This window comes from Streptococcus sp. KHUD_018 (genome assembly GCF_054861215.1).
In genome coordinates this window covers 1594147-1610834 of record NZ_CM142176.1, presented here as the reverse complement: position 1 = coordinate 1610834, position 16688 = coordinate 1594147, and the positions used below count along the sequence as shown (strand labels likewise).

General features: G+C 39.9%; 11 protein-coding genes and 1 pseudogene. All 12 read left to right on the top strand.

The window, feature by feature from the left end:
• Positions 1-104: 104 nt before the first annotated feature.
• Positions 105-1364 carry an accessory Sec system protein translocase subunit SecY2 gene (locus ACVBD2_RS08135; RefSeq protein WP_461685576.1) on the top strand — a complete coding sequence of 420 codons (1260 nt, stop codon included), beginning with the start codon at positions 105-107 and terminating at the stop codon, positions 1362-1364.
• Positions 1365-1370: 6 nt separating this feature from the next.
• Positions 1371-2969: an accessory Sec system protein Asp1 gene (gene asp1, locus ACVBD2_RS08130; protein WP_461685575.1), complete on the top strand. Its 1599-nt coding sequence runs from the start codon at positions 1371-1373 to the stop codon at positions 2967-2969.
• Positions 2956-4536 (top strand): accessory Sec system protein Asp2, encoded by a 1581-nt coding sequence (gene asp2 / locus ACVBD2_RS08125; RefSeq protein WP_461685574.1) that lies wholly within the window; start codon positions 2956-2958, stop codon positions 4534-4536. The genes asp1 and asp2 overlap by 14 nt, the downstream gene beginning before the upstream one ends.
• The gene (gene asp3, locus ACVBD2_RS08120) at positions 4533-5567 is read left to right on the top strand and encodes an accessory Sec system protein Asp3 (protein WP_461685573.1); all 1035 of its coding nucleotides are present in this window, start codon (positions 4533-4535) and stop codon (positions 5565-5567) included. The genes asp2 and asp3 overlap by 4 nt, the downstream gene beginning before the upstream one ends.
• Positions 5557-7944: an accessory Sec system translocase SecA2 gene (gene secA2, locus ACVBD2_RS08115; protein WP_461685572.1), complete on the top strand. Its 2388-nt coding sequence runs from the start codon at positions 5557-5559 to the stop codon at positions 7942-7944. The genes asp3 and secA2 overlap by 11 nt, the downstream gene beginning before the upstream one ends.
• A gap of 68 nt (positions 7945-8012) precedes the next feature.
• Positions 8013-9983, top strand: coding sequence for a hypothetical protein (locus tag ACVBD2_RS08110; RefSeq protein WP_461685571.1), 1971 nt, complete (start codon positions 8013-8015; stop codon positions 9981-9983).
• A 51-nt stretch (positions 9984-10034) separates the two neighbouring features.
• Positions 10035-11210 (top strand): family 1 glycosylhydrolase, encoded by a 1176-nt coding sequence (locus ACVBD2_RS08105; RefSeq protein ID WP_461685570.1) that lies wholly within the window; start codon positions 10035-10037, stop codon positions 11208-11210.
• Between the two features lie 255 nt (positions 11211-11465).
• Entirely contained in the window at positions 11466-12152 is a 687-nt protein-coding gene (locus tag ACVBD2_RS08100; protein WP_461685569.1) for a hypothetical protein, read from the top strand.
• 14 nt (positions 12153-12166) lie between these two features.
• On the top strand, positions 12167-13696 hold the full coding sequence (gtfA, locus tag ACVBD2_RS08095; RefSeq protein WP_461685568.1) for an accessory Sec system glycosyltransferase GtfA: 1530 nt from the start codon (positions 12167-12169) through the stop codon (positions 13694-13696).
• A gap of 27 nt (positions 13697-13723) precedes the next feature.
• Positions 13724-15052 carry an accessory Sec system glycosylation chaperone GtfB gene (gtfB, locus tag ACVBD2_RS08090; RefSeq protein WP_461685567.1) on the top strand — a complete coding sequence of 443 codons (1329 nt, stop codon included), beginning with the start codon at positions 13724-13726 and terminating at the stop codon, positions 15050-15052.
• Between the two features lie 68 nt (positions 15053-15120).
• On the top strand, positions 15121-15297 hold the full coding sequence (locus ACVBD2_RS08085) for an XRE family transcriptional regulator (protein ID WP_084945370.1): 177 nt from the start codon (positions 15121-15123) through the stop codon (positions 15295-15297).
• Positions 15298-15674: 377 nt separating this feature from the next.
• Positions 15675-15866 (top strand): annotated as a pseudogene (locus tag ACVBD2_RS08080) (KxYKxGKxW signal peptide domain-containing protein); the annotation flags it as partial.
• Positions 15867-16688 lie beyond the last annotated feature (822 nt).

Sequence of the window (16688 nt, the reverse complement as noted above, 5' to 3'; positions counted from 1 at the left end):
GGATGAACCTGTTTTCTTGGGTTATCTTACTGTTACGATAGTGCATGAGCATTGCTAGAAAACGATTGCAAGACTTGCTAAATATAAAGAATAAAGGATGACAGATGAAACATTTCGGTCTTAAGAAACAAAAACGAACAAGTATTTTTTTCCGAAGAGCAATTTTTACAATTTTGATCATTGCGATCTATTTACTTGGTCGCCATATTTTACTTCCAGGATACAATGGCAATACAGGTTTTTCACAAATAAGTGAGCAAAACCCCTTGGCCTATTTGTATTCCTTAGCAGGAGTAGATGTCTCTCAGATTTCCATGTTTTCACTGGGATTAGGTCCGTGGATTACGACGATGATTGTCTGGCAGGTTATCAGTTTAAATAAAAGTTGGAATATCCAGTCTTGGTCATTGAAAAAAGCGGATTTTGTCCAAAAAATTCTCACTTTGATTTTTTCCGTGTTACAGGGGATAGCTGTTATGTACACAGCTCGTTCGGGAAATGGACGCTTTTTGCTTCTAGTAGATGATTGGATTTATAATATGGCTGTACTAGCAACTGTTGTAGCAGGAAGCTTTGTTATTATCTGGATGGCTGGTTTGAATGCTAGCAAGGGAGTAGGCGGGCAGACAATTATTATTATTTCAGGAATTCTGCTACAATTTGCTAACCAATTAGTGGTATTGATAGGACAATCTGTTTTGTCTAAAGGAGGACCGGTCTTTCTAGTAGGTGCAGCAATCTCATTTTTGATTTTGGGCTATATTGCCGTGGTCTGCGAGAGAGCTGAGATTCGTTTGCCTCTAAATCGAGTCATGTTAAGTAGTCGTTATTATGGCAAATCTTACCTCCCTATCAAATTTCTTCCCTCAGGAGGAATGCCTATTATGTATGCCTCGAGTGTTATTATGTTGCTTCAGTTGTTATTAGACTGGTTTGGACATGGTTTTACGAAAAATTTTGGTAGTTTATTTGACTTTACAAAACCCTTAAGTTTGGCCTTTTATCTGCTGGCTATTTATCTACTTGCAATTTTATTTGCCTATATCAACTTAGAACCAGAAGAAACAGCGAAACGTTTACAACGTCAAGGAGAATACCTAGATTATATCCAGCCTGGGAAAGCAACTTTAAAAGTTTTGAAACATTATATTTCCTTACAGTCTAACGTAGGAGCACTCTACCTGATCGTTTTTATTGGTTTACCCTATTTCATTAATTTCTTCCTACCTCTTCCAAATTTGCTTTTGACTATACCGAGTACATTGATCATTTTAGTTAGTATGCTCTTACCTTTGCATGAAGAAATACGTATCTTGAGAATTGGGACTTACTACCACAAAGAATTAGAATTTAAAGGAGAATAGAGGGATATGTTTTACTTTGTACCATCTTGGTATAGACAAGATCGGAAATGGTATTCTACCACTCTGCCTTTCTATTACGTGTCTAAAAATATGATGTTTGATGATGCGGTGAATTTGCTGCGAATGTTTCAGCAATCAGGAGAGGCAAATACCACTCTGATTTTGAACTATTCACCACATATTCGAACCTTTCTTTATCAGCAAAGAATATCGCCAGAAACTGTATGGAATCTATTTGATACCATACAAGGTCTGACGGATGTATCTGTACGTAAAATTCGTCTGGAAGATATTAAATGGCCTCAAGGAGTAGAATTCTTCTATACTCCTTTTATGATTGAGGTATATTTAAATCAAGAGCACTATGCTAAAATTAACTTTTCACAAACAGGTAATTTCTTTGATATTACTTATTTTGAGGGTGGGCAGACAAATCATCAGTTAATTTTTGATGATCGTGGATTTGTTTCAAGTATCATCTATTTTGAAAATGATCAGCCTTACTACCAAGATTATTTAAATTTACAAGGTACATGGCAGTTTAGGGAATTTTTGGGTACAGAAAATCATCAAGTACTTATCAACCCTGAGGCACAGGCTACATTTGCAAAAGAAGTTTACCAAGATATTGAAGAATTGATCAATGAAAAATTAGATCAATATCTAACTTCTGCGCTAACGAAGGATGATACGATTGTGATTTCGTCAGATGTGCAGCACAATCACTTTTTCCAAAAGATTAAGGAAAATCATCATGTTATTTTGTCTTTTTTTGGAGATCGCTATCCAATCACAAACCAAGAGCAGCTGTTAACGGATTTGACAGACACGCCGTTCTTCGTTGTGGATAGTTTAAATAAAATTGAAACGATAGCAGCTAATGTGGATTTAGAACAGTTGCCGGACTTTTATGAGATTCCACCTTATGATACTCATCTAAACCTAGGGCATAGTCAAAGGAAAAAAGAGTTAATTGTTTACGTCAATTACGACAATCTACCAGCAGATCAAATTCAATATGTGTTTACGACTTTGTTTGAAATGATGTTAAAAAATGAATGGATTGACTTACTGGTCGGAACACAAAGTCAGGATTTTGGTCGAGAGGCCTATATAAAACAGGTGCTAGAAAGCTATCTATCACTTAAGCCAGAATATGAACAAGAATTGATTTTTGTTGATAAAGAGAAAAGAGCGAGAGGTGAGAACCGAGTTCTTGATGATGAAGAGGGGATTGCTCGCGAACGGATTGATATTGAGACTATTCATAGCGACATCGATTTGATTAAAGTTCTGAAGTACGTTCGTATTATACTAGATTTGGGGACTCCAGCTGATGTGTTGACTCAAATCGCTGGCATTAGTGGAGGGATCCCTCAGGTTAACTTGTATAGTTCTTCTTATGTGAAGCATGGAGAAAATGGTTGGATTCTAGAGGATATTTCAGATTTTAAAGAGGCACTCTTATACTACCTCACAAACTTAGAACATTGGAATCAATCTCTAGTTCACTCAGTCAAGAAGATTGAACAGTACACAAGGGGTGAGATTGTCGATATGTGGAAAAATACCATAAAGGAATTAAAAGGAAATGAAAAAAATTAGTGTTTTGCAAATTGCTGATGAAAATTGGCAGGAGCAATATGAAATTCCTAGTAATATAAAATGGACATTTGTCAAACCAGAAGACATCGTTTCTTTATTGCCAGAAGATATCGGGATCTTAAATAGAGAGGCTGAGGCGGAAAACGGGAAAAAAAAGAAGAAAAAAGTAGATAAACCGTTTGATGTCGTGTTGGTAGATACCGCTGAATATTTAGAGTATGTCACTATCTTGGATCAGAAAATTCAGGTTTACCGTCTGTTCTATCATGAGCGTTGTCGAATCACTACGAAAACATTGGAACGATTTCTTTTGCGGAAAAAGGCTGTGAAAACAAATTTTGAAAATCCAGAGCAGATGCTACATATATTTTCACGTGGTTTTTTCTCTAAACAAAATGGAACGAAACTAAGTGTTAATCATCTAGTCGCTGCACCATCTTTTGAGGGTCAAATCAGTTATGAAGGGACAAACTACCTTCGTTTGTGTGGCCAATATGGTGAGGATTACCAGACCATTGCGACCTATCAACATAATATTTTTCTGAGTGGGGAGATGCCCTTAGATTTGTGGCCTGAGTTCAGAGTTTCAGAAGGTTGTTCGATCCGCTACGTTGTTAAAGGTTTTCCTGCTGGAAATTCTCCCATGCAAGAATGGATTTATGATGAAACGAGTTTTGATCGGTCTCTGACGTTAGATGTAAATGATTCTTATTATTTGAGTATCAGCATTCAAGCAAAGGGACAAGGGATTGTAAAACTTGGTCCCTGCCACTATCGAGACTCCCATCTAGGTTATGGAGACTTGTTAGTCGGAGGAAAAAGAATTAGCGACAAGAATCGAGAAGAGCTGATTTATTTTTTCCATCCAGGAGATTTGAAACCACCGTTGAACATCTATTTTTCAGGGTATCGTCCCGCAGAGGGATTTGAGGGATACTGGATGATGAATAATTTGGGATCGCCATTCTTACTGGTAGGGGATCCGCGTTCAGAGGGGGGTGCTTTCTATCTTGGGTCGGAGGAGCTAGAACAAAAACTTCTCCAAGTGGTTCATAACTGCTTAGATGAACTTGGTTTTACGAAGGAACAACTGACCTTGTCAGGTTTATCAATGGGAACTTTTGGAGCCCTTTACTATAGTTCTAAGTTGGAACCTCATGCCGTCATTGTCGGAAAACCTCTTGTTAACTTAGGAGATATGGCAGAAAATGAGTCAACTATTCGTCCGGGAGGATTTCCAACGTCACTGGATTTGGTGTATCGTACAATAGGGGAGTTATCAAGTGAAGCTACAGCTCATCTTAACGAACGTTTTTGGACGGCTTTTGAGTCAGCTGATTTCTCAAAAACAAAATTCATTATCTCCTTTATGTATCAAGATGACTATGATATGTCTGCCTACCCTGATATGCTGGATGAGTTAGGACAGCGAGATTACCGCGTCAGCGTTATTAGTAAAGGGTTGACTGGACGACACAACGATGATACACAAGGTATTGTTGAATGGTTCTTTAATCAATATAAAACGCTATTAATGAATAGTTTTGAAAGGGAGTTTAAATCGTGAGATACAAGGAAGAAGTCTATTTTGCTTATTGGGATATCCAAAGCGTATCTCAGTATCTATACGGTTCATCTGTCAGACTGTTAGACGGTGGTCATGTTTTGTATGAAAACCAGTTCATGCCTTCGGGGACAGTTATTCATGAATGGCACTCACGGGCAAACTATCAGGCTTTACGCAATACGAGTCAGCTTCCTGAATTGAAACGTGGACAAAACTATATCTTTGGCAGTCATATAGAAACCGTCCCAGAAAATTCAACATACTTAAAAGTTGAATTTATGGATGCTCGAGATGAAGAAATTTCGAATCAAATTATTAAACAGGGAGAGAATGTGAGCGTATGCGTTCCAGATAATACACAATATTATAAGGTGCAGTTAGTCAGCTCGGGTTGTCATCGCTTCCTGTTTGAAGGGATTTATGTTGCTGAGGAGCAGTTAGCGGATTATACAGTGGATCGCTACTGGATATCTGATTTGCTTCATCAGGATTCCGAAAAAGAGACGATGTATGTCTGCTTTACTGAACCCGAACTCAATCGAACAGGTTTTATCCCAGAACATGTTCGTGAGCATTTCTCAAATGTACTGATTGTTAATTCGTCTTATAGAGAAGCACTCCTGTATATGGAGGAACGTTTTTACGAAACCTTGCTTGAAACGATTGAAGAATTAGCGCAAGAGCATCTTTTTGAAAAAGTGGCTTTTGTTGGTTACGGAGCGATTTCTAATATTGCGGCCCTACATTACTCCAAACAATTTGGAAATTCATACGCTCTTGTGACGGATGAGTTTTTAAGTGAACTAGATTATCAACGCTTGCTGGAACGTTACCGTAATCGAGTAAATCCGCCTATTTTTAAAGAATTATTGCTGCAGCAATTTAATCCGACAAAAGTTAAGGAATATGCGAACTTGAAGACTAGACCACGTGAACTAGCAAACATTGAATATTTATTAGATAAGTCATTCCTACTTCAAGCGATTGACTTGGAAAAGATTGAAGAGTGGATGAGAGAGAATGAAAACTAAACGATTCAATTTGACCAACTCCTATAAACTAATGCGTTACAAAAAGATTTTGGAGAAGGTTAATAAACTATCTGATAGTTATGCAGCTATGTCAAATGAGAAACTGCAAGCTCAGACAAAATGGTTTAAAGAACGCCTTTCTGGAGGAGAAAGTTTGCAGTCCATTTTGCCAGAAGCATATGCAACCATTCGTGAGGCAGCCAAGCGTGTATTAGGATTATATCCTTATGATGTTCAGGTTTTAGGGGCCTTGGTTATGCAAGACAATCAGATTGCAGAAATGAGAACAGGGGAAGGAAAAACCTTGACAGCTATCCTTCCTTTATACCTAAATGCCTTGACAGGAAAAAGTACGATCTTAGTCACGGCCAATGAATATTTGGCGGCGCGTGATGCTAAACAAATGGCACCTGTTTTTCGATTTTTAGGAATGACAGTTGGAGTGGGTGTCTCGGACGATCCGGCAAAAAAACTTAAAATTCCTCAAAAACAACAAATCTATAAGAGTGATATCGTCTATACAACACATAGTGCGTTAGGGTTTGATTACCTAGAAGAAAACTTGGCGACATCTCAATCAAAGAAGTTTTTGCCAAAATTTTATTTTTGTTTGGTCGATGAAGTAGATGCAGCCTTGCTAGATAGTGCTCAGATGCCCCTAATCATTTCAGGTTCTCCTCGAGTTCAATCCAATCTCTTTCTTTCGTGTGATGAGTTTGTGAAAACTCTAAAGGAAGGGGAAGATTTTAATTTAGACTCCACTCGGACGTCTGTATGGTTGACGAGAAAAGGAGTAAAGGAAGCAGAGGTTTATTTCCGCGTTCAGAATGCCTATGATCCAGATAATTACCAGCTCATTCGCCAAATTAACCTAGCTTTGAGAGCCAACCACTTATTTGAAAAAGATCGTCAGTACACGGTGGATAATGGCGAAGTTAAACTGATGGATGAGGCGACAGGACGTCTCTTGGAAGGAAATAAACTCCAATCAGGATTGCACCAAGCGCTAGAAGCCAGAGAACGTGTGAAAATCACATTGGAAACGCGTTCGATGGCCTCTATTACCTATCAAAATTTATTTAGAATGTTTCCAAAATTAGCAGGAATGACGGGTACTGGTAAAGTTTGTGAGGAGGAGTTCAGAGACGTTTACGACTTGGGAGTCGTAGTTGTTCCTACACGAAAACCCAATTTACGAATTGATTATCCAGATGAAATCTATCTCACGATTCCTCAAAAATTATATGCTTCGTTGGAGTATATCAAAAAATTACATAAAAAAGGCCAGCCAGTTTTAATTGCGACAGGCTCGGTTGGAATGTCTGAGATTTATTCTATGCTCTTACTCCAAGAGGGAATCGCCCATAATGTGTTGAACGCCCATAATGTAGCGAAAGAGGCTGAGATGATCGCACTGGCTGGTAGACGTTCTGCAGTGACGGTAGCAACATCAATGGCAGGTCGTGGAACAGATATTATCTTGGAAGAAGGTGTTGCTGAGTTAGGCGGGCTCGCTGTTGTTGGAACAGAGAGAATGTCCAGTGAGCGAGTGGATTTGCAGCTTCGCGGTCGTGCCGGACGACAAGGCGCTCCAGGATTGAGCAAATTCTTTATTTCTCTTGAGGATGATCTTATTTCCAAGTCTGGTAGCAAATGGATTAGTGAGTACTATCATAAAGAAATTGCAAAACCAGAGGAAAAGCAAAAGATTCATTTGACCTCTCGTCGTATTAGACATGCGGTTGAAGAAGCTCAGAAGAATAGTGATAACGCGTCAGCAGCTTCCAGACGTTCAACGGAACAATATGATGAAAGCATCCGTATTCAGCGACAGATTATCTACAATAAGCGGAATAAGCTCATCTCCCATCCAGACTTTGATTTGACCTATTTCTTGTCTACTCTATCGGATGCAGTGGACATTTATACAAGTAAAACACCGTTTAAAGAGCGGGCGGATTTGTTTCGCTTTGTTTTGGATAACATTAGTTATTACTGCGAGGATATTCCAGATGATCTAGATGTTACGGATTTACGGCAAGTTAAAAAGTTTCTATCAGACCTCCTTGTTTCAGAGTACCAGCAGAAAAAAGATAAAATCAAGGATGCAGAGTTGTTCAATCAATTTCAACGAACTGTGGTTTTGAGAGCGATAGATGACTGTTGGGTTGAGCAGGTTGACTATTTACAGCAATTTCAAGGTTTGGTGTCTAGTCAAGGGTATGCCCAAAAAAATCCTGTCTTTGAGTTTCATAAAGAAGCTTTTAAATCATACAAAAGAATGAATGCAGATATAAATCTAAACATTATAAAAAATATGGCATTGAGTTATATTAATATTAAGCCTTCTGGGAAGTTAGAAGTTTTCTTTGGCTAATACTTTGACAGATTCTGTTGTAGACTTTATAATGATGATATAACTGTATTTTTGGAGAAAATCATATTATGAGTAAAAATAATAACAAAGAGCTAAGGGGATTTAAACGTTTGATATCAAAGTTTAAGCAAAAGGGTAGGGAAGATAGTGATTACCGTAGCCTGGATGCAGCTAAATCAAAGCCCGTTAGTCGAAAATTCAAAGAGCAAAAGGAAATTATTCTGAGTGCTAGTGAAGATCTCGAGTTGCCAACAGAATCAGTTTCTGTCATGGAAGCCCTAGAAGACTTTCAGGAAAGGAACAGTTTGGGGGTAGCTGACTTGATAAGGAATGTTAGTCAGAGTTTGTCAACGAGCGCTTTAGCTTCCCTCAGTCTTTCTGTCGCAGATTCGTACAGTGAGTCGTTTAGCCAGAGTATATCAGCAAAAGGATTCTCGCTTCGAGAGTCCATGTCTGAGAACTACTCATTAGCGGTCTCTTCTTCAGAATCAGAATCTGAATCCCTTTCCTTGGCTGATAGCCTCTCTATTTCTGAGCATTTGACAACGGACACATTCTCTTTGAGTGAAAATATTGCATACTCAGAGTCCCTTTCCTTTAGTGAATCAGAGCAAGCGAGTCAGAGTATCTCCGAGTCCGAGTTCTATAGTCTGAGCCAGAGCGAGTGGGAATCCATATCCGAATCCCAAAGCGTTTCAGAAGCAGAGTGGTGGAGTTATTCCGAATCAGAGCAAGCGAGTCAGAGTATCTCCGAGTCCGAGTTCTATAGCCTGAGCCAGAGTGAGTGGGAATCCGTATCCGAATCCCAAAGCGTTTCAGAAGCAGAGTGGTGGAGTTATTCCGAATCAGAACAAGCGAGTCAGAGTATCTTCGAGTCCGAGTTCTATAGTCTGAGCCAGAGCGAGTGGGAATCCATATCCGAATCCCAAAGCGTTTCAGAAGCAGAGTGGTGGAGTTATTCCGAATCAGAACAAGCGAGTCAGAGTATCTCCGAGTCCGAGTTCTATAGTCTGAGCCAGAGCGAGTGGGAATCCATATCCGAATCCCAAAGCGTTTCAGAAGCAGAGTGGTGGAGTTATTCCGAATCAGAACAAGCGAGTCAGAGTATCTCCGAGTCCGAGTTCTATAGTCTGAGCCAGAGCGAGTGGGAATCCATATCCGAATCCCAAAGCGTTTCAGAAGCAGAGTGGTGGAGTTATTCCGAATCCGAGCAAGCGAGTCAGAGTGTCTCCGAGTCCGAGTTCTATAGCCTGAGCCAGAGCGAGTGGGAATCCGTATCCGAATCCCAAAGCGTTTCAGAAGCAGAGTGGTGGAGTTATTCCGAATCAGAGCAAGCGAGTCGGAGTATCTCCGAGTCCGAGTTCTATAGTCTGAGCCAGAGCGAGTGGGAATCCCTTTCTGAGTCTCTTTCCTTGAGTGAGATGATTTCTCATCTACTTTCAGAGTCCGAGTCGATAAGTCTTAGCGAAATCCTCTATCTCAGTGAGTCTGAATCCTTAAGTCAAAGCCAACAAATATCTGAATCCTTAAGTCAAAGTCAGAGTGTAGCTGATTCGGTGAGTTTCAGGAAAGCATCTCTATCTCAATCCTATAGTATGCTAGAATCAGAATTCGGCTCCTATAGACAGAGTGCGGCGGAGACAGAAGTATTCGCGCATGACTTGCATACTTCGGAGCGTCTGTATAAGAGCCTCTCTGAACTAGATATGAGTCCTCTAACTCACCAGCAAAAAGTGCAAGAAGTGATGACACCTGAAATTTCTGAAGAAGGATCGTCTCAAGCACATATTGTTGAGGAGCAACAGGAGTCTGAAAATAGAGAAGAATCAATAAAGAATGTAGATTTGCAAGCCTCTCTGAAACATCTGTCTCACTATTCAGAATCAAATGGTACAAATTTAAGGATGACAGAACGCCAACTCTACCACCTACTCAAACCAGGTTCGCAGCCCCTAGCACGTGACTTAAGAAATGTTGCAAGTGAATTGTCTGGTTTGGCTGCTATTACTCAAAAAAAGGAAGATGAGAAATCATCCTAAATGGAACTTGCAATCATTAAATAGAAATAATAAAAATCAAAAGGAGTCACTATGATTAGAAATATGATGTTAAATAGTAACAAAGGTTTGGGTACTACAGATGTACTACCAGTTAACCAATCTCGGATAGAAGTTTTGAATGGAACAGTTGACTACAAAAATGTACCTTTAGGATCCTATGATATCCTAGGGAGATTTGCTTCAGCAGGTCAGAGAGATTATATGGAAGAGCTGAATTTGATTCAATCAATGGGTTTTAATGCCTATAGAATCTCGATCTCTTGGGCACGTATCTTTCCAAGTGGTGAAGAGTTGCAGCCGAGTGAAGAGGGGTTGAAGTATTATGAAGCAATCATTGATGACGTATTAGAAAAAGATATCGAACCGATTGTGACCTTGAGTCACTTTGACCTTCCGCTGAATCTATACGAAAAATATGGAGCTTGGAGAAGTCGCAAGATGATCGAACTCTTTGAACGTTACGCAGAAGCTGTCTTTCAGTACTTTAAGGACAAAGTGAAGTATTGGATTACCTTCAATGAGTTCAACGTTTTGCACCATTTACCGTTTCTTGGTGGGGGATTGTCTTTTGGAGCAGATGACAATCAAGAACAGGTGATTTGGCAAGCAGCTCATTATCAATTAGTTGCTTCTGCACGTGCAATCAAGCTCGGAAAAACAATCAACCCAGAGTTTCAGTTTGGTGGGATGATGGTTGTTAGTAAAAATTACAGTCAGCAAACCGAAAATGCTATTGATGTAATGGAAGCAGAAGTCAAAGATAGGGAAAATTATTTGTTTACAGACGTGCAAGTTCGTGGATACTACCCAAATCACTTTTTGCGTCGTTTGGAACGTGATCAAATCGCCTTGGATATTGAAAATGACGACCTCTTTGTCCTAAGAGATGGGAAAATTGACTTTGTCAGCTTCAGTTATTATGCATCAAGCAATTCCCAAGAAGTTTTTATCAACAAATATGCAAGTAATGGCCAAAATCAAAATCGCATTGATTCTGTGGGACTTCGTCTCGTGATGAATAATCTTTACGATCGTTACCAAAAACCACTCTTCGTCGTGGAAGATGATGTGGTCTTGGATGATTCAAATAGCGTAGCAACTGAAGAGCTGAAAACGAACATCCAAGAGATCGTGAAAACAGTCGAGTATGATGGTGTGGAATTACTTGGCTATACACCACTTACTTTTACGGAACTAAATTTTTAAAATAGGAAGTCCTAACTCGAATTCTTTCTGGTTTAAAAGTAGCGTTCATGTTTTTACTTTTGAAAATGTCTGATTGATAGATCAGACATTTTTTAGAATTGGATGAGCTTTAAGCTAAGTTCGGGTTTTGCTTGATAGCGCTTCAGGATATTTTCCTTATTTGGAGCTTAGAAAAGAATAGCAATTTACGCTATTTTATGCTACAATGAGGGGTAGTGGTGTAAATCAGAATAAGTAAGGAATAGAGGGAGCAAAATGAGACTTAAGAAAACATTGTTCGGTAACTACCGTGCTAAGGAAGTCGAAGATTGTATCGAAGCATTAGAGGAAGGGTTCGATCGTGAAATTCAAAAGAAGAATGAAAAAATCGAGTCCCTACGTAAAAAAATCGACTCTATGAAGAATCAAGAAAAAGAGATCGGTGAAGCAGTCATTTATGCCAAATCTCTTGTTATTGAAGCTCATGATAAGGCTGAAAAAGAAGCTAAAGAAGTTTTAGAAAAGGCACAAAAAGACTACCTGGATACGAGAGAATCTATTCTCGAAGAAATCGATACTCTGACAAAAAAACGGGCAGAGGCAGAGAGATTATATAATTTACAAAAAGAAAAAATTAAAAATATTATTAGTCGAATTGATGATTTTCTAGAACTGGATGATATCGATGGCAAACCAAAAGATATCAAAAAAATTCAAGAATTACGTAAAGAACTTGATAGACCAGAAGAAGTTGCTAAGGAGAAAGAAGAGGTGGTGCCTGAGAGAGAGAAAGCCCATCTCGAACAACCCCTTGCAAAAACAGGAACAGATAGTACCATCTCTGTCAGTTATATCACTTCACGTCGCGCAAAAACTAAAAAGAAAGACGAAGATAAGTTAGATGATGATAAGGGCAAGAGAATCAAACGTCTTTCGAGAATTAAACGAGATAACTTTTTGTAAGAGGATAATCAAATATGACAATTTATAACATCAATTTGGGGATTGGTTGGGCGAGTAGCGGTGTAGAATATGCACAGATCTACCGTGCAAAATTGCTTCGTAGTGTTGGTTTAGAAGCGAAGTTCATCTTTATGGATTTTATATCTGCTGATAACATTGAACATTTGACAAAGAATATTGGCTTTGAAGATTCTGAGGTTATCTGGCTTTATCAGTATTTTACAGATGTTAAAATTGCACCGACGACTTATACGCTAGCACAGGTCTTAGCGAGTTTCGATAAAGAGCCCCTCGAAATTATCCGAGACACCAATATGAAGACGATTCGACTTGTATTTGGTGATGGTGATTTTGTGACTTGCTATGCCTGTGATATGGACAAAGAGTTGATTGAGCGCGCTGAAATTGTTTCGCGTGGTTGTTTGATTCAAAAAGAGTACTATACTTATACGAAGAATTTTATCGAGTATTTTAGTCCGATGAATGGTCATGCGCAATTATATCAACGTACCTGGCTCAATGAAGATGGCAGTGTGGCTTATGAGGAAATCATCAATGAAGTCGATGGTAGACAGGAGACGCAAGTCTATCGTTTCCCAAATCATGTTTTCTATTCTAAGCAAGAATTTGTCGCACATTTTATAAGAAGTTTGTCTCTGACGGACAAAGATTTATTGATCTTAGACCGAGAGACAGATATCGGTCAAGCTATCTTTGCTAACAAGGGCGATGCAAAGCTAGTCGTAATCGTTCATGCAGACCACTTTAGTGAAAATCCTGCTGAGAAAGACTATATTTTATGGAATAACTATTATGAGTATCAGTTCGAATATGCTGACGAAGTGGACTATATCATTAACTCGACCGATGCGCAAACGAACCTACTCAAAGAACAATTTGCTCAATATACAACCATCAAACCAAAGGAAATCTTGACTATTCCGGTGGGAAGTTTGGATCAATTGCGTCATCCAGAAGGAGAGCGTAAGCCGTTTGGATTGATTACAGCTTCGCGCTTGGCAAGTGAAAAGCATATTGATTGGCTGATTCACTCTGTGGTGAAGGCACATGAGCAATTACCTGAAATCACTTTTGATATCTATGGTACAGGTGGTGAAAGAGCTATGTTGGAGCAGTTGATTCGTGAGTTAAATGCAGAAGAGTATATCCGTCTGATGGGGCATCACCACATGGCAGATGTTTATCGAAATTACTCTGCTTACCTCTCTGCCTCCACAAGTGAAGGATTTGGTTTGACCTTGTTAGAAGCGGTTGGCTCTGGTCTGCCAATTATTGGTTTTGATGTACGTTATGGAAATCCAACCTTTATCCGTGATGGAGAAAATGGCTACTTGATTCCTGAGGCGCGTCCAGATGATTTGGATGCAATGACAACGGAATATGCAAAAAAGATTGTCCAGCTATTTACTCAACATTCCCAAGAAGATTTATCCCGTGTGTCCTACGAGGTGGCAGAACCATATCTTGATGAACATATCGCCCAGCGTTGGTATGATCTTGTTCAATCTGCACAGCATCAGTAGGGATTCGAAAAGAAAGGCATAAACACTATGATTTGTTTATTTGAACGCTATGATCAAGCGAGTTTTGATTTGTTACGTTCACTTAAGACAGCTGGGCTAGACTGCCCTGTTGTCGTGATCCGAGACGATGGCTACCTGGCACCTGATGTTGAGTCGCCTTACAGTTACTTTACTGGAGATGTGGCTTCAGAGGACGATCTACCTCTTTATTTTAACCTTGTTCCAAAGCCTCATTTGTGGGAAATCCGCTCGAGTAATGTTAATGGCGAAATCTTAGATATGGGTAAGAAACGTGCCAATATCTTTTACCGTCAGCCAACACACGAACGTCGCGTGCGTGCAGTCGAGTGGTTGGATGATCAAGGCCGTGTACGTGCTGCGGACATTTACAATCGCAAGGGACGTCTCTTTGCGCAGATTACCTATGATGATGCCCAACGTCCAACTCATACACGTTACTTTAATCAAGATAACGTAACGGTGATTATGGAAAATCATCTAACAGAGAATATTGTCTTAACTCTTGATGGAAAACGCCATATTTTCAATTCTAAGCAAGAGTTTGTAATCTTTTACTTGCGATATCGTGGATATGATACAGATCGCATTATCTACAATTCTCTAGCAACACCATTTTTAGTAGCCGTTGGTCTGACTCCAAAAGAAGGACGAGCAGAGGATATTCTCTTCTGGCAGGAGCCGATTGGAGAGGAGTTGCCGGGTAATATGAAAGCAGCGATGCAGTTGCCTCATCGCAACATCCGTATTGCAGTACAGGATAAGCAAGTTTATGATAAAATCCTCAAGCTTGCGACACCAAAAGAGAAAACTTACTTCCGCAATGTCGGTTATCTCTATCAATACCATCGCCTCAATAATATGAATCCAGAAGCCTTGATCCTGACGAATAGTGACCAAATCGAGCAAATTGAGTCACTTTTGACTCAATTACCAAATGTTCATTTCCATATTGGAGCGATTACTGAGATGTCAAGTCGTTTGATGGAATTAAATCGCTATCCGAATATTTCCCTCTACCCTAATATTCGTCCAGCTAAGGTGAATGAACTTTTTGCTCGGTGTGACTTGTATCTGGATATCAATATCAGTGATGAAATTCTCAATGGTAGTCGAACAGCTTTTGAGAATAATATGCTGATTCTCAGTTTTGAGACGACTTGTCACAATCATCGTTTCGTTGCAGAAAGCCACATTTATCCGGTGGAAAATGTATCAGCCATGGTAGGCAAGATTCAGGGAGTTCTCTCTCTTCCGTCTGAGATGGAGGCAGCTCTTGCTAAGCAAAAACAGGCGGCGAATCAGGCTGATCTGGAAGCCTACAAGGCAATTTTATAAGCTAATAAGACAAGGGCTTGCTTTCGATGAAAGCAAGTTCCTTTCTATCAACAGAAAAGGAGGAGCACATGTCTAACAAGGACAATGGAATTTTACAAGAACATATACGAGAACAGCTAGATAATCGAAAGAAACCCCTAAAAAGGGAGAAGCAAGATTTTAGCATGATTGCTGTGTTGGGCGGAGTTCTCTTTCTCGTCACCCTTTTGGTCACGCTACTCATGCAGTTGGGACGCTTTTTCTAGGATTTTTTCTGGATGGAGGAGGTCTCTAGAACAGACGAACCTTGACGATTTGCTCGTCAAGGTTTTTTGTCTCTCTCTAATTGAACTAGTGTGAAAGGGGGGAGGGATTTCGAAAGTTAATAAAACGTTTTCAATAATTTGAAACTTAAAAGCGAATTTTAGATAAAAATTAGGCGTTTTCATTGGTCATTTCGAGCATAAATGCTTGAAAAGGAGGAGCCGTTTTGGTAAAATGATAAATGGTATATACTAGATAAAAGCAACTGGTATATCCCAGATGGAATCTGCTTTTTCTGAGTCAAAGGGATAAAAACTGAGACTGACTGCGGCTTTTATTAGCTTTGGTTTTGAGAGGGCAGCGCAACTACACTTTGTTAATGATCATGAGGTTAACAAAGGGTCGCATTTGGATAAAAGAAAGGAATCAAATGTTTCGAAGTAAAAAATTTAACAAAGATTTCGAGATCGTAGATGAGAAAAAGCGTTATAAGCTTTACAAGTCGGGTAAAAACTGGGTAAAAGCCTCGAACTCTCAATTGGATCTCTTCCGTATCGGTGGGATGGGTGAAGTTGTCTCTAGTACCCTGTCAGACACTGAAGAACTTGATCACGCACACCTTAGTTTTAACACGCTAGCGGGTATAGGGGGAATCCTGGCCGCGGGGGCTGCAGGATTTGTGATGACTCAAGAGCAAACTGTTTATGCGGATGAAACATCTGAGTATGCAGAAAAGGATAAAACAGTCATCGCTGCTGAACCAAAAGCAGCTGAAACAACTGAAACAAGTACTAACTCAATCATTGCTCAAGCGCAAGCAGAAGTAAAGAAAGCTCAAGCAGAACAAACATCTGCCTCAGCTTCTGTATCAGTCAGTCAATCTGTTGAGGCTCAAGCGAGTGCGAGTCAGTCAGCTTCAGTCAGTCAATCTACCTCAGCAAGTCAGTCAGTTTCAGCAAGTCAGTCAGCATCTGCAAGTGCTTCAACATCAGCAGGTCAGTCAACTGCTCCAGCATCTGAGTCAGCGAGTCAATTAACATCAGCTCCTGTATCAGCCTCAGCAAGTGCAAAAGCATCTGCCTCAGCAAGCTCTACACCATCAGAGTCAGCGAGCGCTCAAGCGCCTGCATCTGTAGTTGAGAGTACATCAGCTGTTAGCGAACCATCAGCGCAGGCTTCTGTGTCTACCTCAGCTTCTGCATCGCTCAACCATAAGGTCAACCCTGCGGCAAGTCTTGTATCAGGCAGTGCTAACCAAAGTTTGGTAAGTGCAGCTCTTAGCACAAGTCAAGCAACAACAACAAGCAATAATATCGCAGCTGGTGTTGTAGCGGATAAGAACCAAGCCCAAGGTAAGGATACAACCAAGCAAGCTGAGAAAGACCAAGCAGCA